Below are 20,952 nucleotides of genomic sequence, written 5' to 3' on the forward strand. Positions count from 1 at the left end.
GCTTCCGCGTTCCGGCCGGTCTGTCCAGGGCAGACCGGCCGGTTTCGTTCGCGGCAGTATCGCCGTGCCCGTGAGAGCACCCGACGGGACGCGACGGCCTCCCGCTAGGATTGCGCCCCGTGGCTGACACGATGGTGGTGGCGGCGTCCGAGCAGGCGTTGATCTCAGAAAGTCCGCGACCGCGATCGCGGGGCGGCTGGGCCCGGCCGGTGGCCCTGGTATCGGCCCTGATCGGCGCCCTGCTGGCGGTGGCGGTGCCCTTCCTGCCGGTCGAGGTCGAGGCGGCGACCCTGACCTGGCCACAAGCCGGTTCCAGCGCTTCCGTCGAGGCTCCGCTCGTCGCCTACGCGCCGCTGAGTTTCGACGCCACCGTGCCGTGCGCCGCGATCGGGCAGCTCGACGCGCGCGGCGGCGGAGTGCTGACCGCGACCGCGCCGGCCGGGGCCCCCGATCTCGACCGCTACGGCTTCGCGGCCCGCGTCCGGCCCGCGACGGCCGAATCGGGTTCGCGTCTCGATGTGGTCCTGCGCAACCAATCGCTGTTCAGCGTCCCGGTCGCCGAGCTCCCGCCCGGCTGCGAACTGACCGTGGGCGCCGGGATGACCGAATCGGTGGCCACCCTCACCGGCCGGGAGCCGGTGGTGCTGGGCGGTGATTACCGGCCGCAGCTGGTCGGGGTGTTCAGCGATCTGGACGATCCCGCCGGAACCAGCGTCACGGCCGAGGTGGACAGCCGGTTCAGTTCCTCGCCCAGCGTGATCAAACGGGTGGCCATCTGGTCGGCGGTGCTGGCGACCCTGGTCTCGCTGATCGCGCTGCACCGCCTGGACTCCTCCGATGGCCGCCGGGCCCGCCGCTTCCTGCCGGCCCGCTGGTGGACCTTCCGCCCGGTCGACGGCGTGGTGCTGGGAACCCTGGTCCTCTGGCATTTCATCGGCGCCACCACCTCCGACGACGGCTACCAGTTCGGTATGGGCCGCACCTCGCTCAATGCCGGGTACATGGCGAACTACTTCCGGTATTTCGGGGTTCCGGAGAATCCGGTCGGCACTCCGTATTACGACCTCATCGGCCAGATGGCCCAGCTGAGCACCGCCAGCCCGTGGGTGCGGCTGCCGTCGCTGCTCGCGGGCATCCTGGCCTGGCTGGTGATCAGTCGCGAGGTGGTGCCGCGATTCGGCGCCGCCCTGCACCGCAACCGGTTCGTGCCCTGGACCGGTGCGCTGGTCTTCCTCGCCGTCTGGCTGCCCTACAACAACGGGCTGCGCCCGGAACCCATCGTCGCGCTGGGCGTTCTGCTGACCTGGTGCTCGGTCGAGCGCGGTATCGCCACGCGGCGGCTGCTGCCGTTCGCGGTGGCGATACTGATCGCGGCGTTCAGCTGCACCGCCGGGCCGCACGGCGTCATCTGCGTGGCCGCCCTGCTCGCCGGACTGCGCCCGCTGTTCAAAACCGTCGCCGCCCGGGCGCCGCGGATGGGCTGGTTCGCCCAGTTGCTGCCGCTGGCCGCCGCCGGAGTGCTGGTGCTGGTGGTGGCGTTCGCGGATCAGCCGTTCAGCGCCATGCAGGAGATGCGCCGGGTGCACGAGCTGGCCGGGCCGCATGTGCTCTGGTACGACGAATACCTGCGCTACCAGTACCTGTTCATGGGCACCGTGGACGGTTCGGTGGCCCGCCGCTTCGGCATCTTCGTGATGGTGGCGGGCCTGGTGGTCTGTCTGCTCACCCTGCTGCACAAGGGCGGCAAGATCCCGACCGCCGCGCTGGGACCCTCGCGACGGATCCTCGGGGTGACCGTCGGCGCCATGGCGCTGATGATGACCACGCCCACCAAATGGACTCATCACCTGGGTGTCTTCGCCGGGCTGGCCGGTGCGGTGGCGGTACTCACCGCGGTGGCCGTCGGCCCGCGGGTGATGCGCGGCCCGCGCAACCGGGCCCTGTTCGCCGCGGCGGTGGCGTTCCTGCTGGCGCTGGTGTTCTCCGGGCCGAACGGCTGGTGGTACGTCTCCTCCTACAGCGTCCCGTGGTGGGATAAACAGCCGTCCGTGGCGGGGATCGCCGTCAACAAGATCTTCCTGCTGGGCGCGGTACTGCTGCTGGCGCTGGCCGCCTGGTGGCATGTGCGGGCGCCGGATCGGGGCCACCACCGGATCTCGCGCTGGGGCTGGCGATTCGCCAAGGTTCCGCCGCTGGCGGTGGCCGCCGCGTTCATGGTGCTCTTCGAAGTGGCGTCCTTCGCGAAGGGCGCGGTCACCCAGTACCCGGCATTCTCGCTGGCGAGTTCCAACCTGGGCGCGCTCACCGGGAACACCTGCGGGCTGGCCCCGCATGTGCTGGTGGAAACCGATCCGAATCGCGGCGCGCTGACCCCGCTGTCCGGTGACGCGGGCGCCACGCTGGCCGGTACCGGCACCGGATTCACCCCCACCGGCGTGGCGGCCGATCTCAGCGCCGACGCCGAGGAGGGCGCCGACGCCGCCATCGCCGATTCGGTCGGCTCGGGCAGCTCCGGTGACGGTGTCGCCACCGAAACCGCCGGTCCCGCACTGCCGTTCGGACTCGATCCGGCCACCCCGGTGCAGGGCAGCTATCACGCGGACGGCCCCGCCGAACTGACCAGCGGGTGGTACCGGCTGCCGCCGGTGGCCGACCGGGCGGATATCCTCGCGCTCAGCGCCGCCGGGCGGATCTGGTCGCGCGACGCCGACGGTGTGGTGACCCACGGGCAGTCGCTGGAACTCGAATTCGGTTCCACCACCGCGGCGGGCGGGTCGGCCGCGGATCCGGTTCCGCTGCGCCGGGTCAACCCGATCGATATCGGCCCGGCGCCGTCCTGGCGCAATCTCCGGGTACCGCTGCAGCCCTACGCCGACGCCGATACGGTGCGAATCGTCGCCGCCGACCGGGACCGCGACGCGCGCCAGTGGCTGGCGTTCACCCCGCCTCGTATCCCGCGGACGCAAGATCTGAACACGGTTGTCGGGTCCAGTGATCCGGTGCTGCTGGATTGGGCGGTGGGCCTGCAGTTCCCCTGCCAGCGGCCGTTCGATCACCGGATCGGGATCGCGGAGACGCCGAAGTACCGGATCCTGCCGGACCGGGTCGGCGCCCACGACACCAATCTGTGGCAGAACCACGACGGCGGCGGCCCGCTCGGCTGGACCGGTCTGCTGCTGCACGCCCGGACCCTGCCGACCTACCTGGACGACGACTGGGACCGGGATTGGGGTCAGCTGCAGCAGTTCCTGCCGATGGATCCGGATACGGTGCCGGCCCGGCCGGAGGTGACCGTGGAAGAACACTCCGGGACCTGGACACCCGGCCCGATCAACGTCGCCTGGTAGGTCCGCGGGCGCCCGGCTGGCTACGCTGACTGCCATGTCGACAACTGTGCAGGCGGCCCGATCGGCCGGCCTCACCGCGGCCGAGGTGGAGCAGCGACGCCGGGACGGTCTCACCAACGATGTGCCGGACCGGGCCAGCCGTTCGGTGCGCGATATCGTCCGGGCGAACGTGTTCACCCGGATCAATGCCATCCTCGGTGTGCTGTTCGTCCTGGTCATGGCCACCGGTTCGGTGATCGACGGGATGTTCGGATTGCTGATCGTGGCCAACAGCGCGGTCGGCATCATCCAGGAGGTCCGGGCCAAACGCACCCTCGACCGGCTGGCGATCGTCGGGCAGGCCCGGCCCACGGTCCGCCGGGACGGGCGCGCCGAGCAGATCGCGCCCAGCGAGGTCGTACTCGACGATGTGATCGAACTCGGGCCCGGCGACCAGATCGTGGTCGACGGTGTGATCGCCGAGGCCGAACTGCTCGAAGTCGACGAATCCCTGCTCACCGGCGAAGCCGACGATGTGCACAAGGAATCCGGAGAGCAGGTGCTCTCGGGCAGCTATGTGGTGTCCGGTTCGGGCGCGTACCGGGCCACCAAGGTCGGCAAGGACGCCTACGCCGCCAAATTGGCCGAGGAGGCCAGCAAGTTCACGCTGGTGAATTCCGAACTGCGCAACGGTATCGACACCATCCTCAAGGTCATCACCTATCTGCTGATCCCGGCGGGCGCGCTGAGCATCTACAACCAGCTGGTCTCGAGCGGCGAATCCTGGCGCCCGGCGGTCACCGGGATGGTGGCCGCGCTGGTGCCGATGGTGCCGGAGGGCCTGGTACTGATGACCTCCATCGCCTTCGCCGTCGGCGTGGTCCGGCTGGGGCAGCGGCAATGCCTGGTCCAGGAACTGCCCGCGATCGAGGGCCTGGCCCGGGTGGACGTGGTGTGCGCGGACAAGACCGGCACGCTCACCGAGAACGGGATGCGGCTGGCCGAACTCCGGATGCTCGAGACCGCGGCCGGCGCCGAGGACCGGGCCCGGCGGGCGCTGTCGGCCATGGCCGCCGACGACCCCCGCCCGAACGCGAGCGTGCAGGCCATCGCCGAAGCCCTGCCCGATACCCCGGGCTGGACCTACACCGCGGTGGCGCCGTTCTCCTCGGCCAAGAAATGGAGCGGGATCTCCTACGGCGAGCACGGCGACTGGCTGCTGGGCGCCCCCGACGTTCTGCTGGACTCCGGTTCCGGCGACGCCCGCGCCGCCGAGGAGCTCGGGGCGAGCGGATTGCGCGTACTGCTGCTCGCCCGGGGCGACCGGGCGGTCGACGTCCCCGGAGCCCCCGGCGACCTCACCCCGGTGGCGCTGGTCGTCCTCGAACAGAAGGTGCGGCCCGACGCCCGCGACACCCTGGACTATTTCGCGAGCCAGGACGTGTCCATCAAGGTGATCTCCGGCGACAACGCGGTATCGGTCGGAGCGGTCGCCTCCTCGCTGGACCTGCCCGGCGGTGACCGGGCCGTCGACGCGCGCACCCTGCCCGAGGATCGCGGCGAACTCGCCGCCGTGCTCGAGGACAAGACCACCTTCGGCCGGGTGCGCCCGGATCAGAAGCGCGCCATGGTCGGCGCGCTGCAGTCGCGCGGCCATACCGTGGCCATGACCGGCGACGGTGTGAACGACGTCCTGGCGCTCAAGGACGCAGATATCGGTGTGGCCATGGGCGCGGGCAGCCCCGCCACCCGCGCGGTCGCCCAGATCGTGCTGCTGGACAACAAATTCGCCACCCTGCCGTATGTGGTGGGCGAGGGCCGGCGGGTGATCGGCAATATCGAGCGGGTCTCGAACCTGTTCCTCACCAAGACCGTGTACTCGGTGCTGCTGGCGTTCCTGGTGGGCATCGCGGGCGTGGGTTCGCAGATCTTCGGCTACGAACCCATCGGGTATCCGTTCCTGCCCCGCCATGTGACGATCGCGGCCTGGTTCACCATCGGCATCCCGGCCTTCATCCTGTCCCTGGCGCCGAACAACGAACGGGCCCGCACCGGTTTCGTGGGACGGGTGATGCGGCTGGCCATTCCATCGGGTGTGGTGATCGGGACGGCGACCTTCGTGGCCTACCTGATCGCCTACGCCGGCCCCGAGGCCAGTGAGCAGCAGAAGATGCAGGCCGGCACCACCGCGCTCATCACCCTGATCATGATCGCGGTCTGGGTGCTGGCGATCGTCGCGCGGCCCTACAACTGGTGGAAGATCGTGCTGCTGACGGTGTCGGTGGGGGCGTACGTGGTGCTGTTCTCGGTACCGTTCACGCGCGAGTTCTTCGCGCTCGACCCGTCGAACGCCGCCCTCACCACCGCCGCCTTCGTCTGCGGCGCGGTGGGGATCGTCCTGGTGGAGGTGGCATGGTGGGTGAGTGCCACGCTGCGCGGCGAATCGCACAAACTGGTCCCGGCGGCGCCGGGCGAAGGCGAGTGACCCCACGTCTGCGGGTCCGGCCGGTGCGGGTGGGAGCCGGGACGGCCGATCGCGCATAGGATCTCGTACAGGGCCCCGGCGGGTTTCCGATGGGGGCACCCTCGTACTGGGAGAGGACACAGACGTGGCGGAATCCTTCGACGTGCGTCCGGCGCGGCGCGCCGATATCGACGCGCTGGCGCGAACCCTGGGCGCGGCGTTCCAGGAGGATCCGGTGATGTCGTGGGTGGTGCCGGACCCCCGCCGCCGGGCGGCCGGTTCGCCGCGGTTCTTCGCCACGCTGACCCGGCATCACCATCTGGACCACGGCGGAGTGGATATCGCGGTCGATCCGTCCGGCCGGATCGGCGGGGCCGCGCTGTGGGACCCGCCCGGCGCGTGGCGGCCCTCGCCGCGGTCGGAACTGCGGATGCTGCCGCAGATGGTGCGTGCCTTCGGTGGTCGGCTGTTCGCGGGGAAGCGGCTGTCGGACACCATGTCCGGGGTGCATCCGGAGGAGCCGCACTGGTATCTGGCGGTGCTCGGCACCGATCCGTCGGTGCGCGGCACCGGCTACGGGCAGGCCCTGCTGCGGTCCCGGCTGGACCGGTGCGACCGGGACGGGGTGCCCGCCTATCTCGAATCGAGCAATCCGGTCAACGTTCCCTACTACGAACGTTTCGGGTTCGAGGTCACCGCCACGATCACCGTTCCCGGTGGCGGCCCCGACCTGTGGGCCATGTGGCGCACCCCGGTCACGCCCGGCTGAGGCGTGTCACGCGGACCGGCGCGCCCGGCCGGGGGTATGGCCCAGCGCCGCCCGGTAGACATCGATGAAGGCGCTGGCCGTGGCCCATCCGCACCGCCCGGCCACCGTGGTGACCGGGAGGCCCTCGGCGAGCAGCCGGACGGCGTGGTGCAGGCGCAGCTGGGTGCGCCACTGTGGGTAGGTCATGGCGAATTCGCCGCGGAACAGGCGGGTGAGGGTGCGTTCGCTCGCGCCGATCCGGCGGCCGAGGGCGGTCAGGGTCCAGACGACGGTGAGATCCGCTTCGACCAGGGCGCAGGCCCGGCGCAGCCGCTCGTCGCGTGCGGCGGGCAGCCGGAGCCGCTGTTGCGGGCTCCGGGCGAGCCGGTCGAGCAGGACCTGCCGCAGCCGGTCGGTTTCGTCGCCGGGTAGTCCCGCCGGCGCCGAGCAGAGGACCACGAGTTCGCGGAGCAGGGCGGGTGCGGCGACCACCGTGGGTGCGGTCCAGCCGGGGGACCGGCCGGGCGGGAACGCCACACAGTGGAAGCGGGTCGGTCCGTAGAAATGGTGCTCGTGCCAGTACCCGGCGGGAATCCAGATCGCGCGGTCGGCCGGGGCGATCCAGCAGCCGGTATCGGTGCGGACCTCCGCCGCGCCCGCGCTGGCGTAGACGAGCTGATGCTCGGTGTGCCGATGCCGCCGGATATGCGCGCCGCCGCCCAGGTCCTGCACGGAGGTGGGCGCGGGGAAGGTTTGGCGGGTTTCCGGCACAACTCGGCATTTTATCGGAAGCCGGCACCCGGGCCGGATTCCTACTGTGAACGCGGACAAGGGTTCACGAGAAGGGATCCGGGGTGGACATATCGGTGGCGGTCGAACCCGCGCACGGCCGGGAGCCGGCGTGGAAACGGATGCGGTACTGGGTCGCCGCGCATATCGTCGACGACTTCTATCAGGGACTGGTACCCGCCGCGGTGCCGTTCTTCGTTCTCGAACGCGGCTACAGCTATACGGCGGCGGCCGGGCTCGCCCTCGCGGCGACCCTGGGCAGCGCTCTCCCGCAACCGGTGCTCGGCATCGTCGCGGACCGCTGGAAACTGCTGTGGATGGCCCCGGCCGGGCTGGCGGCGGCGGGCGTGGGAGCGGGTCTGGCGGGTCTGGCCCCCGGATATCCCGCGGTCTGGGCCCTGCTGCTGATCTCGGGTCTGGGCGTGGCCGCCTTCCATCCCGCCGCGGGACGCGACGCGCGGCGCGCCGCCGGTGACAGCGCGAGCGCCATGAGCCTGTTCGCCGCGGGCGGCAGTATCGGGTTCTTCCTGGCCCCGGCGCTCGCGACACCCGTTCTGGTGTCGTTCGGAGTCGGCGCGACGGCGCTGTTCCTGCCACCGGCGGTGCTGATGGCCTTCGTGCTCTGGCGGCGGCAACGGCGTGGCGGCCCGGAGCCCGCGACCGCGCCCGCCGCGGCCGCCCGGGACCGCTGGCTGCCGTTCTTCCTGCTGACCGCCGTCGAGGTGGTTCGTTCGGTGGTCTTCACCGGACTCAACACCTTTCTCGCGCTCTACTGGATCGTGCGGCTGGGCGCGGACCGGTTCACCGGCGGTCTGGCGCTGACGGCGTTCCTGATCGGCGGTGTCCTCGGGACGCTGGCCGGTGGCCGGGTCGCGGACCGGATCGGGATGCCGGCCACGATCCGGATCGGCTGCGCCGCCGCCGTGCCCGCGCTGCTCGCGTTACGGCTGGTGCCGGATCCCCGGTACGGGCTGGTGGTCGCGGTACTCGCCGGGGTCGCGGTGAATCTGCCGTTCGCGGTGTTCGTGAAACTGGGGCAGGACTATCTGCCCACCCGCCCCGCGACCGCCGCCGGGGTGACACTCGGTCTCGCGGTGAGCGCGGGCGGGCTCTTCGTTCCCGTTCTCGGCGCGCTGGCCGACCGGCACGGTCCGCAGGCGGTCCTCACGGCGCTGTGCGCGATCCCGCTCATCGCCGCCGCACTGGCACTTCTGCTACCCCGGCCGTGATCGGGGGGACTCGGCTCCACCATCGCCGCACGGGCGTTGCCGGACCACCCGGATCGCGTCGCCGCCGGCGTCCTGAGCAGCGTCGGACAGTGCCGTGACAAGGCGGACGCGGCCGGGTGACCGCCGGTGACCGCGGCCCGGACGTGGGTCCATAGAGCGTCAGATGGCTTGTGCGGGGACCATATTCGGAGCTGGAGTACCTTCATGGCATGGAGGTTCTGCTGCACCAGATCGACGCGTTCGCCGACGCACCGTTCTCGGGCAACCCGGCCGCGGTGATGCCGCTGCCCACCTGGTTGCCCGATACCGTGCTGCAACAGCTCGCCGAGGAGAACAACCTCGCCGAGACGGCCTTCTATACCTCGCGGTTACCCCCGGAGGCGGGGCCGCCGCCCGGCGACTGTCCCGCCTATCACCTGCGCTGGTTCACGCCCGCCACGGAGGTGGCGATGTGCGGTCACGCCACACTGGCCGCCGCGTCCCAGATCCTCACCGATATCGAGCCCGGGGTGGACCGGGTGGCCTTCTTCACCCGCAGCGGCTGGCTGCCGGTGGACCGTACCGACGACGACGAATACATACTGGACCTTCCCGCGGTGGCCTCGACGCGGGCCGATCCCGATCCCGCGCTGCTCGCCGCACTCGGGGTGGAACCGGTGGCGGCCTATACCGGCGCCGATGTGGTGATCGTCGTGGACGGTGAGCGCCGGGTCCGCGATCTCGCCCCGGCGCTGAGCGCCTTTCCGCCGGTGCCCCGGGGTGTCGTGGTCACCGCGCGGGGGGACGAGGTGGATTTCGTTTCCCGGTTCTTCGGTCCCGGCGTCGGAGTGCCCGAGGATCCGGTGACCGGTTCCGCGCACGCCCAGCTCGCGCCGCTGTGGGCGGCGGAGCTGGGCGGGACCCGGTTCACCGCCCGCCAGCTGTCCCGGCGGGGCGGCACCCTCGGTGTGGAGCTGGCCGGCGACCGGGTGTTGCTGACGGGGCGCTGCCGCCGGTACCTCGACGGCGTGGTGACGCTGGAGTTCTGAGTCAGCCCGCCGGGACCGGGCCGTCGTCGGCGGGCGGGGCGATCGGATCGGAGGTGTCGGGGAGCAGGGGCGCCACCGCGAACCGCTCCGCCACCGCGTCGGCCGGCAGGGCCTGCACCGCGCGGACGCCCGGCCGGGCGGCGAGCTCGCGTAACCGGCCGAGCGGCGCCCGGACGACCACGCCCGGGGAGCACGCGCAGCCGGCCCGCAGCCGGCTCACCGCGAGGTCGAGAACCTGTGCGGGGCGGGTGTCCGGGGCGGTGTAGCGGAGCCGATCGGTCAGCTGCCAGGCGGCGTCGGTACCGGAGCGCCGGAGGGCGGCGTCGCCGGCCGGGACCGGTACGGCGACGAGGGGAGTGGCGACCCGTGGCACCGGGACCTGGTACAGCGCCTGGCCCACCCGGATCCCGGACATCGCGCCGGGCAGCTCCTCGGCGGCGAGGTAGGCGCCGAAGGAGACGAGCGCCCAGCGGTCGCCGTCGTCGGGGCCGGACAGCGAATCGCGCGCCCGATCGAGGTATTCGGCGACGGTGTCACCGGGTTCCGGGCCGAGCCGGTCGGTGGACACTCCCTCGTCGCGGGGCGGATTCGCGATACCCAGCGCCACCACCAGCGCGGCGCAGAGCGCGACCGCCCCGCCGTAACCGAGTCCGCGGGACCAGCGGCGTCCGCCCCGGCCGGAATCGGGGGACGGTGCCGGGAACCGGTCGGTCACGCCGGTGCTCAGGCGTCGCGCAGGGTGCGCAGCGCGTGGGTGAGATCGTCGGGGTATTCGCTGGTGATCTCCAGGTAGCGGCCGTCGGCCGGATGCTGGAACCCCAGTGACCGGGCGTGCAGCCACTGGCGCTGCAGCCCGAGCCGTTCGGCGAGCCGGGGGTCGGCACCGTAGGTGAGGTCGCCGCAGCACGGATGCCGGATCGCGGAGAAATGCACCCGGATCTGGTGGGTGCGGCCGGTTTCCAGATGGATATCGAGCAGGCTCGCCGCCTGGAACGCCTCCACCGTGTCGTAGTGGGTGACGCTGGGGCGGCCGTCGGAGGTCACCGCGAATTTCCAGTCGCCGCCCCGGGCCCGGCCGATGGGTGCGTCGATGGTGCCGCTGCTGGGATCGGGGTGCCCCTGGACCAGCGCGTGATACCGCTTGTCGACCGTGCGCTGTTTGAACGCCCGCTTCAGCACGGTGTAGGCGTGCTCGGATTGCGCGACCACCATCACCCCGGAGGTGCCGACGTCGAGGCGGTGCACGATGCCCTGGCGTTCGTGCGCGCCCGAGGTCGAGATCCGGTATCCGGCGGCGGCCAGCCCGCCGACCACCGTGGGACCGCTCCAGCCCACACCGGTGTGCGCGGCCACCCCGACCGGTTTGTCCACCGCGACGATATCGTCGTCGGCGTAGAGGATTCGCATACCCTCGACCGGCTCGGCCTCGATGGTCAGCTCGCGGCGCGGTTCCGGGAACACCACCTCGAGCCAGGCGCCGGCGGTGAGCCGATCGGATTTCCCGGCGGGGGTGCCGTCGAGCTGGACCGACCCCTCCTCCGCCAGCGCGGCCACCGCGGTCCGGGACAGGCCGAGCAGCCGGGACAGCCCGGCGTCCACGCGCATACCGTCGAGCCCGTCCGGAACGGGCATGGTCCTGGTCTCTCTCATGCGGCGGCGCCTCCGGCTCCGGCGGCCCGGTTCTCCGGTGAGCCGCCGCGATCGGGTGCGGGCGGGTCGGCCGGGGCGGGGTCGTCGTCCGCGGCGGGGGCGGGGGTCGCCGCCGGTTCCTTCCGGTAGCGGGTGCCGTCGGGTTCGTAGCCGAAGAGGGTGAGCACCACCAGCAGGATCGCGCCGCAGACGATCGAGGAGTCGGCGACGTTGAACACCGGCCACCAGCCGACGGAGACGAAATCCACCACATGACCCTGCATGGGGCCGGGCGAACGGAACAGCCGGTCCATCAGATTGCCCAGCGCGCCGCCGAGCACCCCGCCCAGGCCCACGGCCCACAGCGGTGAGCGCAGGCTCCGCCCGATCCGCAGCACCCCGATCACCACGGCCGCCGCGATCAGGGTGAACAGCCAGGTCATCCCGGTGGCCATGGAGAAGGCCGCGCCCGGATTGCGGACCAGCACCAGCTCGACGACATCACCGATGATCGGCACCCGTTCACCGGGATCGATCCAGGCCACCACGGCCACCTTGGTGATCAGATCGAGGACGAACAGGGTCGCCGCGATCGTCAGCAGCAGCCGCAACCGGGTCCGGGGTCGGGCGCCGGTGTCGGCGGGGGCGGCCGTCGCGCCCGTGCCGCCGGAGGCGTCGTCGGGGTCCTGCTCGGGCGTAGGCCGGTCGTCACTCACGCCGACCATCATCTCTCGAGCGAGCCGGGCCGGGCACCGAGGGCACCCGCGAGCAGGCCCGGCGGCCGGGCGCGCGGCGCGTCGCGACCGGTTCCGGCCGTCGCGGCGGGTCCGCCGGCGGAGATCGGTGATGTCCCAGGTCTTCCTCAGGTAGGCCTCGTAGGCTGTCGGCGTGACGTTGTGTTCGTTTCCCACGCCCCGGGTGGCGCGGTCCAGAGTGCTGATGCTGGTTCTCGCGGTGGGACTCACCGCATTCGGCGCCGGATGTGCCGACGGCGGGGAATCGGCGGCCGAATCGGACGGCACCGAACCACTGGGGATCGGGAACGAGGTAACCGTGCCGATCGCGGCCGCGGTCGTCACCACGGTCGATCCGGGCAGCGAACCGCGCTCCACGCTGCGTCCCTCCTACTACGACGGCACCGTCCAGGCGGTGACGCTGCGGACCGACCACCGGATCCAGCAGCAGATCGACAACCAGCAGGTCCGGGATTTCTCGAGCCCCTCGCTGACGATCCCGATGACGGCGACCACCGATTCCGGCGGAGTCGAACTCACACTGGGCTCGGTCACCACCCCCGACCCGGCGCTGTCGGAGGCCCTCACCGCGGCCGACGGTTCGCACGCCGGTTTCGAGATGAGCGAACTCGGCGGGATCACCGCGCTGCGCCTGGCGCCCGCGCCGGATACCTCCAATTCCGCGCGCGCCGCCCTGGAGCAGGCGTTCTACCAGGCCGTCTATCGGTCGGTCACATTCCCCGACGAACCCGTCGGCGTGGGCGCGGTCTGGCGGGTCCAGCAGACGGTCGGTGGCGGCGTCGATCTGGACCAGGTCACCACCGCGACCCTGCTGGCCCGCGACGGTGGCCGGCTGACAATCCGGCTGGACGTCACGCAGACTCCGAAATCGAATATCTGGGACCTCCCGAACGAGGCCGGGACACTCGATATCGAGGATTACGCGATGCAGGGCAGCGGCGAGGTGACCGTGGATCTGGGCCTGCCGCTGCCGATCGCCGGGTCGATCAGCATCGGCGGTCACCAGTTCTACCGCAACCCGAGCACGGCCACCGCCTTGCGCCAGGTCATCGAGACGAACGTCAGCTGGGGCGGCTGACCGTCGCGCCATACGGGCGGCCGGATGCGGGCATAGGCTTTCCAGTGTCCGGAAACCGACCCGAGACCCGGAGGTCTGTGCGATGTCCGATGTCACCCCCGTCCCCGAAGGCTATCCGACCATTTCGCCAGGTCTGGCGATCGCGGGAGCGTCCGACGCGGTCGAGTTCTACAAAACCGTGCTGGGCGCCACCGAGCGCATGCGGATGCCCGGCCCCGGCGGCACCGTCCTGCACTGTGAACTGCTGATCGGCAATTCGGTGCTGATGCTCGGCGACCCCGCGCCCGATATGGCCTTCCGCGATCCGCGTTCCATCGGCGGTACGCCGGTCAATCTCTATTGCTATGTCCCGGACGCCGAGGCCGCCCACGCGGCCGCCCTGGCCGCCGGAGCCACCGAGATCAGTGCCCCGCAAACCCAGTTCTACGGCGACCGCACCGCCTCGTTCGCCGACCCCTGGGGCCATCAGTGGACCGTCGCGACCCATGTGGAGGATATCGATCCCGAGGAGATGCGACGGCGGATGGACCGGCTCGGATCCTGACCAGGGCACCCGTCCCGCACCCACGCCTGTCGTCGGATGACTACGATGATGCGGATCTGGGAAGCAGGAGAAGGGTCTGGCGGATGCGCGTGCTGGCCGTGGACGACGAGCAGCCGGCGCTGGACGAGCTGCTCTATCTGCTGCGCGGCGAACCGTCGGTGACCGAGGTGCACGGCGCCGGGGACGCGACCGCGGCCCTGCGGATCCTGCGGGCCCACGGCGCCGACGCGGTCTTCCTCGATATCAATATGCCCGGCCTGGACGGGATGGAGCTGGCCGGGGTGCTGGGCGAATTCGCCAGCCCGCCCGCGATCGTCTTCGTCACCGCGCACGAGGATCACGCGGTGGCCGCGTTCGATCTGGGGGCGGTGGACTATCTGCTCAAACCGGTCCGCCAGGAGCGGCTGGGCGCGGCGCTGCGCCGGGTGGCCGCGCATCGGGCGCGGCCCGGGGCCGAGGTGGATCCGGCCGGGAACCACGAGGTCATCCCCGTCGAACTGGCCGGGGTGACGACGCTGGTGCATCGCTCGCAGGTGAGCTGGGTGGAAGCCGAGGGCGACTACGCCCGGCTGCATACCGATACCGGGTCCCATCTGGTGCGCATCCCGCTGTCGGCGCTCCAGGAACGCTGGCGCGACGGTTTCCTGCGGGTGCACCGGTCCTATCTGGTGGCGCTGGGGCGGGTCACCGGATTGCGCACGGTGGGGTCGTCGACGCGGGTGTGCCTGCGCGGGGCCGGTCCGGTGGAACTGCCGGTGAGCCGCCGCCAGGTCCGCGAACTCAAACAGCGTCTGGTGCACGGCCCGCATACGCCGCCGGAGCGGCGATGATCGGCCCGCCGCCGAAACCGCCGCGCGAACGGGTGGTGCTGGCCGAACGCCGGGGTGCGCGCCGGGTCCGCACCCGGGCCGAGGTCGCCGAGCAGACCGAGATCGGCGAGGCGCTGATCGGCGGTCTGATCCGGGCCCAGCTGGGGCTGGCGCTGAGCTGCGGGCTGGTGATCGCGGTCCTGCTGGCGGCGCTGCCGCTGCTGTTCGAGGTACGGGCGGTCGCCGAGACCGTGGTGCTGGGGATCCGGCTGCCGTGGCTGGTGCTGGGCGCGGCCGCCTATCCGCTGCTCTGGCTCACCGGTCGCGTCTACCTGCGGCTCTCGGAGCGCAATGAGAACGATTTCCTCGAACTCACCGGGGATTGAGGCGGCGGTGGCGGTGCGCGCGTGAACGCCTCCGGACTGACGGTCGCGGCGTTGCTGGCGGCGGCGGTGGCGACGGTGACCCTGGGCGTGTACGGGGTGCGCTGGGCCCGGACGACCTCCGATTTCCTGGTGGCCTCGCGCAGTGTGGGCCCACGCTGGAACGCGGCCGCCGTCTCCGGGGAGTACCTCTCGGCCGCGTCGTTCCTCGGCGTCGCCGGGCTGATCGCCAAATACGGCGCCGATGCGCTCTGGTATCCGGTGGGGTTCACCGCGGGCTATCTGGCGCTGCTGCTGTTCGTGGCCGCCCCGCTGCGGCGTTCGGGCGCCTATACGGTGCCCGATTTCGCCGAGTTCCGCCTCGGCTCGCCCCGGGTGCGGCGGCTCGCCGCGCTGGTGGTGGTGCTGGTGTGCGCGGTGTATGTGATCCCGCAGTTCCAGGGCGCCGGGCTGACCCTGCACATACTGCTGGGGGTTCCGGGCTGGGTGGGCGCGGTGGCGATCGCGGCCATCGTCGTCGCCAATGTGGTGGGCGGCGGGATGCGGTCGATCACCCTCGTCCAGGCCTTCCAGTACTGGCTGAAGCTGACCGCGGTGGCGCTACCGGCGCTGGTGCTGGTGCTGCACTTCTTCGGCGCCGGTCATCCCGGGCCCGACCGCGGTATCGGCGCGCCGGCCCCGCCGACGGTGAGCGAACGGACCACCGTGGAGGTGGCCACGCCGGTGCTGGTGCAATTGGCCGAACCGCAGCGGGTCACGGTGCACGGCGTACTCGCCGGGCGGCCGGTCGACGGGCCGGTCCTGCTGACCGCGGGCACCCACGAACTCGACCGTGACACCCGGCTGGTCCTGGAACCCGGCGCCGCCGTCCCGGTGGTGGCGGGGGCGCCCGCCGACGGCGCGCACTGGCTGCTGCCCGGCGGCGGTTTCGCCGGGCCGCACCCGCACTACCAGGTGTATTCGCTGATGATCGCGACCTTCCTGGGCACCATGGGGCTACCGCATGTGCTGGTCCGCTTCTACACCAACCGCGACGGCCGTGCCGCGCGCTCCACCGCGCTCACGGTGATCGCGCTGGTCGGAGTCTTCTATCTCTTCCCGGTCCTGCTCGGAGTGTTCGCCCGGCTCTACGTTCCGCAGCTGCTGATCACCGGCACCTCCGACGCGGCCGTGTTGCTGCTGCCGTCCTCGGCGCTGGCCGGGCTGCCGGGGCAATTACTGGCGGCGCTGGTGGCGGCCGGGGCCATGGCCGCCTTCCTGTCGACCTCGTCGGGCTTGGTGGTGAGTATCGCCGGAGTACTGAGCACCGATGTGCTGCGCGGCCGGATCCGGGATTTCCGGCTCGCCGCCCTGGCGGCCGGTGCCGTACCACTGGGTTTCTCCCTGTTCGTGGTGTCCCTGGACCTGTCGCGGACGGTCGGCCTGGCGTTCTCGCTCGCGGCGGCGACGCTGTGCCCGCTGCTGGTGCTGGGGATCTGGTGGCGCGGGCTCACGGCCGCGGGCGCGGCGGCGGGATTGGTGACCGGCGGTCTGGTCGCGGGCGGGGCGACGGTGGTGTCGGTGCTGGGCGGCGTCCCGGACACCCTGGCCGGAGGCTGGCCCGCCGCGCTGCTCGGGTATCCGGCGGCGGTCGCGGTTCCGCTGGCTTTCGGAGCGATGCTGCTGGTCAGCCGGTTCACGCCCGGATCTCCGGGGGTGGCACAGGCATTCGTGCGCATGCACGCCCCGGAGCGGCTCGGGATGGGCGCGGATCGCGAACCCGGAGCGGGTTCACCGGGGTAGCCGGGGGCTACCGTTCGTCGCGGCCCAGCGACCGCTCACCGCACAGCCGCGCCGGTTCGGCGAGTGATGCGGATCACATCTATCGGTGGGGCGGTCGGGCTCGCTAGTTTCTGCCAGGTAACACACATCACATTGCGAGGACCCGGCATGACCGATACGGATCTCGACGACAGCGGCGGGCAGCCCACCGGGCCCGCCGATTTCGTCGCCGCGCAAGCCAGCCCGGAGTTCCAGGAACTCCGCACCCGGCTGCGCCGCTTCATCTTTCCCATGACCGCGCTGTTCCTGATCTGGTACCTCGGCTACGTGCTGCTCGGTGCCTACGCGCACGATTTCATGGGCACCAAGGTTTTCGGTGAGGTGAACGTCGGACTGCTGCTGGGCCTGGGCCAGTTCGTCTCGACCTTCCTCATCACCGGCCTCTATGTCCGGTTCGCCAACCGGGAACTGGATCCGCGGGCCGCGGCGCTGCGTGCCGAACTGGAAGGAAGCGGATCGTGACCACGTTCCACGCGGCCGACACCACCGTCGGCAATCCGGCCGCCAATATCGGCATCTTCGCCCTGTTCGTCGTGGTCACCATGATCGTGGTGTTCTGGGCGGGCCGGAACACGCGCGGCGCCGCCGACTATTTCACCGGCGGTCGCGGTTTCACCGGACCGCAGAACGGGGTGGCCATCGCGGGCGACTATCTGTCCGCCGCGAGCTTCCTCGGTATCGCGGGCGCCATCGCCGTGTACGGCTACGACGGCTTCCTGTACTCGATCGGCTTCCTGGTGGCCTGGCTGGTGGCACTGCTGCTGGTGGCCGAGATGCTGCGCAACACCGGCAAATTCACCATGGCCGATGTGCTCAGCTTCCGGCTGAAACAGCGCCCGGTCCGGACCGCGGCGGCGATCAGCACCCTGGCGGTCTCGCTGTTCTATCTGCTCGCGCAGATGGCCGGCGCCGGCGGCCTGGTGGCGCTGCTGCTGGACGTGTCCAGTAAGACCGGGCAGGCCGTGGTGATCGCCGTGGTCGGTGTGCTGATGATCGTGTACGTCCTGGTGGGCGGTATGAAGGGCACCACCTGGGTGCAGATCATCAAGGCCGTCCTGCTCATCGCCGGCGCCGCGATCATGACCGTGATGGTGCTGGCGAAATTCGGATTCGACGTCTCGGAGATCCTGGGCGGCGCGCAGAGCGCGATCACGGGCTCCGAGAGCGAGAAGGTCGCCGCCCGCGACGTCCTGGCGCCCGGCGCCCAGTACGGCGGCAGCGAGATGTCGAAACTGAACTTCGTCTCGCTGGGTCTGGCCCTGGTACTCGGGACCGCCGGCCTGCCGCATGTGCTGATGCGGTTCTACACCGTGCCCACCGCCAAGGAGGCCCGCCGCTCGGTGGTCTGGGCGATCGCGCTGATCGGCGCCTTCTACCTGTTCACCCTGGTACTCGGTTACGGCGCGGCCGCGATCGTCGGCCCGGACCGGATTCTCGGCGCGGCCGGCGGACAGAACTCGGCGGCCCCGCTGCTGGCGTTCGAACTGGGCGGGGTGATCCTGCTCGGAATCATCTCCGCGGTGGCGTTCGCGACCATTCTCGCGGTGGTGGCGGGCCTGACCATCACGGCCTCGGCCTCGTTCGCGCACGATATCTACGCCAATGTGATCCGGGGCGGAAAGGTCGACGACGACGCGCAGGTGCGGGTCTCCCGGATCACCGCGGTGGTGATCGGGCTGCTGGCCATCGGGCTCGGTATCCTCGCCAACGGCCAGAACATCGCGTTCCTGGTGGCGCTGGCCTTCGCGGTCGCCGCCTCGGCGAACCTGCCCACGATCCTGTACTCGCTGTTCTGGCGGCGGTTCAACACCACCGGCGCGCTGTTCAGCATGTACGGCGGGCTGATCTCCACCGTCGTACTGATCGTGTTCTCCCCGGCGGTCTCGGGATCGTCCACGGCCATGCTGCCGGACCTGGACTTCGACTGGTTCCCGCTGTCGAACCCGGGCATCGTCTCCATCCCGCTGGCCTTCGTGCTCGGCGTGGTGGGCACCTATCTCGGCGGCAAGGACGGCGAGGATCCGGACAAGGCCGCGGAAATGGAGGTCCGCTCGCTGACCGGCGTCGGCGCGGAAAAAGCCGTGGTGCACTGAATCCGGAACCCGGGGCGCCGCCGCGGCGCCGCCCCGGTCCGGTGCACACGCCGGCCGGTCCCCGCTCTGTGAGGGTGAGCGGGGGCCGGCCGCTGTCGTTCAGGGACGGATTCCGGCCCGGAACTTGGGCACGCGCATACTCACCTTGGTTCCCGCCCCGGGCGCGGTATCGACCACCAGGCCGTAATCGTTGCCGAACGCCGCGCGGAGCCGGTCGTCGACATTGGCCAGCCCGATATGCGCGGCCTCCCGTCCGGCGCCGGGCCCGGCGCCGGACGCGTCCAGCGATCCCGATCGCAGCAACTCCGGATCCATTCCCGCGCCGTCGTCCTCGACGCTGATCACACAGTCGGTGCCCACATCCCGTGCCTCGATGGTCACCGTGCCCCCGCCCGGCGTCCCCGCGAGACCGTGCCGCACGGCGTTCTCCACCAGTGGTTGCAGGGCCAGGAACGGCAGCGTCACCGGCAGTACTTCGGGTGCGATCCGCAGCCGCACCTGCAGGGCGTCGCCGAACCGGGCCCGCTCCAATTCCAGATAGCGTTCGATATTGCGCAGTTCGTCGGCCAGGACCGTGTATTCGCCCGCCGCCCGGAACGAGTACCGGGTGAAATCGGCGAAATCCAGAATGAGTTCGCGGGCCCTGGCCGGATCGGTGCGTACGAACGAGGCGATGGTGTTGAGCGCGTTGTAGATGAAATGCGGGCTGATCTGCGCCCGCAGCGCCCGGACCTCGGCGCGGTCGAGCCGGGACCGGGACGCGTCGAGTTCGGCCAGTTCCAGCTGCCCGCAGGCATACCGGGCCACCTCGGCCAGCGCGCCGAGAGTGCCGGGCCCCGGCCGGGTGCCGGTGACCATTCCGAGGGCTCCGGCCACCACCCCGTTCTCGGTGAGCAGCGGCTGGGCCACCAGCGTGCGCCCCGGATGTTCCGGATCGGGAACATGGACCAGCACCGGCCGTTCGCCGGCCAGCGCGCGTTCGGCCGCCTCGGTGAACTCGCCGATCAACCCCCGGTGCGCCCCGTCCCAGGCCAGCAGTTCGCCCTCGGGGCCGGTCACACCCAGACCCTCGGCCCCGGTGAGGGCGCGCAGGTGGGGCGCCGCGTCCAGCGCGGACTCCGGTGTGAGCCCCCGGCGCAGTGAACGCGCCGCGAGGGAGGCGGTGTGCAGGGCCGCGTGGACCGCGCGTTCGGCGGGGGTGGTCACCAGCCGCCGGGGCCGGGCCCAGACGAGCAGGGCGGCCGCGAGCGCGACCACGGCGACGGCGGCCACGAGGACGGTCACGGTCATCGCGCTCGCGGCGTCGCATCGTCGCGCGCCCGCCGCTTCACCCCGTACATCATCGTCCCGCCTGTTCGCCGTTCGTTCCGGCGCACCGGTACGCGGTGGGCCCGGCCCCGCCCGCGAACAGCTCGCCGGCCTGGGCCGGTCATCGTCTCACGCTTCCCGCGGCAACCGCCATTGCCGCGGGAAACCTTCTCCGGAGGCGATAACCGGCCCGGGCCGGCGACCCGGTGCGGGCCGGGGCCGGAGCGGCCGATCGGATAGGAGGGCGGCACGTGCCGAACGGATCTGCGCCGTGCCCGTTATCGAGGGGATCGCGGAGTGCCGGCACTCACCCCTGGTACTTGGTGACGGTGAAGTCCACCGAGCCGGGCTCGGGGATATGGGCGGCGCCGACGGTGACGGTCGCGGTGAACCGGCCGATACCGGGCCGGAACAGGGCCGAACGCCCGTCGTTCATCCAGTGGCCGGGCCCGTTCGCGGTCTTGGTGACCGCTCCGGTGGCCCCGGTGTCCAGATTGCGCCAGTTCAGCGTGACCGGCAGGCTGCACGAGCCGATACCGAACATGATGGTCGAGACCGTGAACGCGGCGTGTTCGGGATAGGCGTCACCAGTGACCGAGGCGTCGAGCTGGGCGACGCAGGGGCCCTCGGCGAGCGAGTAGACCGTATCGAACGCGCCGCCGTCGGTCGCGGCGGCCGGCGCCGATGTGGCCGTGAGTGCCGCCACCGTCACCGCCGCGGCGGCGGCCGGCAGAGCGAGCACCGTCCGTGCTGTCATCGTTCACCTCGCTGGGTCGATCGGGCACTGTGCGGGTCGATCGTCGGACGCGCCGGCGGGTCTCCGGCGGAGAAGCGGTGCGGCGCATCCTCGTACGTGACGCGGACCGACCCTACCAGTGCCGGGCGACACGGGTGATCGAATCGGGGCGCGCGCACCGGAACGCCCCGGCCGACACGCCCGGCCCGCGG

Annotated in this window: 18 protein-coding genes; 12 read left to right on the top strand and 6 right to left on the bottom strand. The window is 71.4% G+C overall.

What is annotated here, in order from left to right; translation table 11 throughout:
• Positions 1-119: 119 nt before the first annotated feature.
• From ACZ6SF_RS18965 to ACZ6SF_RS18975, 3 genes are all read left to right on the top strand, one after another.
• Positions 120-3,347, top strand: coding sequence for an arabinosyltransferase domain-containing protein (locus ACZ6SF_RS18965; protein WP_466063447.1), 3,228 nt, complete (start codon positions 120-122; stop codon positions 3,345-3,347).
• Positions 3,348-3,381: 34 nt separating this feature from the next.
• Positions 3,382-5,811 carry a cation-translocating P-type ATPase gene (locus tag ACZ6SF_RS18970; protein ID WP_466063448.1) on the top strand — a complete coding sequence of 810 codons (2,430 nt, stop codon included), beginning with the start codon at positions 3,382-3,384 and terminating at the stop codon, positions 5,809-5,811.
• Between the two features lie 124 nt (positions 5,812-5,935).
• Entirely contained in the window at positions 5,936-6,559 is a 624-nt protein-coding gene (locus ACZ6SF_RS18975) for a GNAT family N-acetyltransferase (RefSeq protein WP_466063449.1), read from the top strand.
• Positions 6,560-6,565: 6 nt separating this feature from the next.
• Here the strand turns inward: ACZ6SF_RS18975 and ACZ6SF_RS18980 are convergent, their stop codons facing one another.
• The gene (locus ACZ6SF_RS18980; protein ID WP_466063450.1) at positions 6,566-7,309 is read right to left on the bottom strand and encodes an AraC family transcriptional regulator; all 744 of its coding nucleotides are present in this window, start codon (positions 7,307-7,309) and stop codon (positions 6,566-6,568) included.
• A 140-nt stretch (positions 7,310-7,449) separates the two neighbouring features.
• On the opposite strand from ACZ6SF_RS18980, the gene ACZ6SF_RS18985 reads away from it, so the two are divergent.
• Entirely contained in the window at positions 7,450-8,556 is a 1,107-nt protein-coding gene (locus ACZ6SF_RS18985) for an MFS transporter (RefSeq protein ID WP_466063628.1), read from the top strand.
• A 209-nt stretch (positions 8,557-8,765) separates the two neighbouring features.
• Positions 8,766-9,584: a PhzF family phenazine biosynthesis protein gene (locus tag ACZ6SF_RS18990; RefSeq protein WP_466063451.1), complete on the top strand. Its 819-nt coding sequence runs from the start codon at positions 8,766-8,768 to the stop codon at positions 9,582-9,584.
• Between the two features lies 1 nt (position 9,585).
• Here the strand turns inward: ACZ6SF_RS18990 and ACZ6SF_RS18995 are convergent, their stop codons facing one another.
• From ACZ6SF_RS18995 to lspA, 3 genes are read right to left on the bottom strand one after another with little or no spacing between them, the layout of a single operon-like run.
• Entirely contained in the window at positions 9,586-10,299 is a 714-nt protein-coding gene (locus tag ACZ6SF_RS18995) for a hypothetical protein (protein WP_466063452.1), read from the bottom strand.
• 8 nt (positions 10,300-10,307) lie between these two features.
• On the bottom strand, positions 10,308-11,234 hold the full coding sequence (locus ACZ6SF_RS19000; protein WP_466063453.1) for an RluA family pseudouridine synthase: 927 nt from the start codon (positions 11,232-11,234) through the stop codon (positions 10,308-10,310).
• Positions 11,231-11,929 carry a signal peptidase II gene (gene lspA / locus ACZ6SF_RS19005; protein WP_466063454.1) on the bottom strand — a complete coding sequence of 233 codons (699 nt, stop codon included), beginning with the start codon at positions 11,927-11,929 and terminating at the stop codon, positions 11,231-11,233. Before lspA ends, ACZ6SF_RS19000 begins: the two co-directional genes overlap by 4 nt.
• 223 nt (positions 11,930-12,152) lie before the next feature.
• On the opposite strand from lspA, the gene ACZ6SF_RS19010 reads away from it, so the two are divergent.
• The 7 genes from ACZ6SF_RS19010 to ACZ6SF_RS19040 all read left to right on the top strand — a co-directional run bounded on the left by ACZ6SF_RS19010 (position 12,153) and on the right by ACZ6SF_RS19040 (position 18,696).
• Entirely contained in the window at positions 12,153-13,046 is an 894-nt protein-coding gene (locus ACZ6SF_RS19010) for a hypothetical protein (protein ID WP_466063629.1), read from the top strand.
• Positions 13,047-13,128: 82 nt separating this feature from the next.
• Complete coding sequence (locus tag ACZ6SF_RS19015) at positions 13,129-13,590, top strand: VOC family protein (protein WP_466063455.1); 462 nt, start codon at positions 13,129-13,131, stop codon at positions 13,588-13,590.
• Between the two features lie 83 nt (positions 13,591-13,673).
• Positions 13,674-14,420: a LytR/AlgR family response regulator transcription factor gene (locus ACZ6SF_RS19020; protein ID WP_466063456.1), complete on the top strand. Its 747-nt coding sequence runs from the start codon at positions 13,674-13,676 to the stop codon at positions 14,418-14,420.
• The gene (locus ACZ6SF_RS19025) at positions 14,417-14,785 is read left to right on the top strand and encodes a hypothetical protein (protein WP_466063457.1); all 369 of its coding nucleotides are present in this window, start codon (positions 14,417-14,419) and stop codon (positions 14,783-14,785) included. The genes ACZ6SF_RS19020 and ACZ6SF_RS19025 overlap by 4 nt, the downstream gene beginning before the upstream one ends.
• A 21-nt stretch (positions 14,786-14,806) precedes the next feature.
• Entirely contained in the window at positions 14,807-16,564 is a 1,758-nt protein-coding gene (locus ACZ6SF_RS19030) for a sodium/solute symporter (RefSeq protein ID WP_466063458.1), read from the top strand.
• A gap of 147 nt (positions 16,565-16,711) precedes the next feature.
• The gene (locus ACZ6SF_RS19035; RefSeq protein WP_357423175.1) at positions 16,712-17,065 is read left to right on the top strand and encodes a DUF485 domain-containing protein; all 354 of its coding nucleotides are present in this window, start codon (positions 16,712-16,714) and stop codon (positions 17,063-17,065) included.
• Positions 17,059-18,696 carry a solute symporter family protein gene (locus ACZ6SF_RS19040; RefSeq protein ID WP_466063630.1) on the top strand — a complete coding sequence of 546 codons (1,638 nt, stop codon included), beginning with the start codon at positions 17,059-17,061 and terminating at the stop codon, positions 18,694-18,696. Before ACZ6SF_RS19035 ends, ACZ6SF_RS19040 begins: the two co-directional genes overlap by 7 nt.
• Before the next feature lie 99 nt (positions 18,697-18,795).
• Here the strand turns inward: ACZ6SF_RS19040 and ACZ6SF_RS19045 are convergent, their stop codons facing one another.
• Both ACZ6SF_RS19045 and ACZ6SF_RS19050 read right to left on the bottom strand, forming a co-directional pair.
• A complete protein-coding gene (locus ACZ6SF_RS19045) occupies positions 18,796-19,986 on the bottom strand; it encodes a sensor histidine kinase (RefSeq protein WP_466063459.1) in 1,191 nt (396 codons plus the stop codon).
• 325 nt (positions 19,987-20,311) lie between these two features.
• Positions 20,312-20,761, bottom strand: a complete 450-nt coding sequence (locus tag ACZ6SF_RS19050; RefSeq protein ID WP_466063460.1) for a hypothetical protein — start codon at positions 20,759-20,761, stop codon at positions 20,312-20,314.
• Positions 20,762-20,952: the final 191 nt, after the last annotated feature.

The sequence above is a fragment of the Nocardia sp. NPDC049935 genome (genome assembly GCF_055586645.1).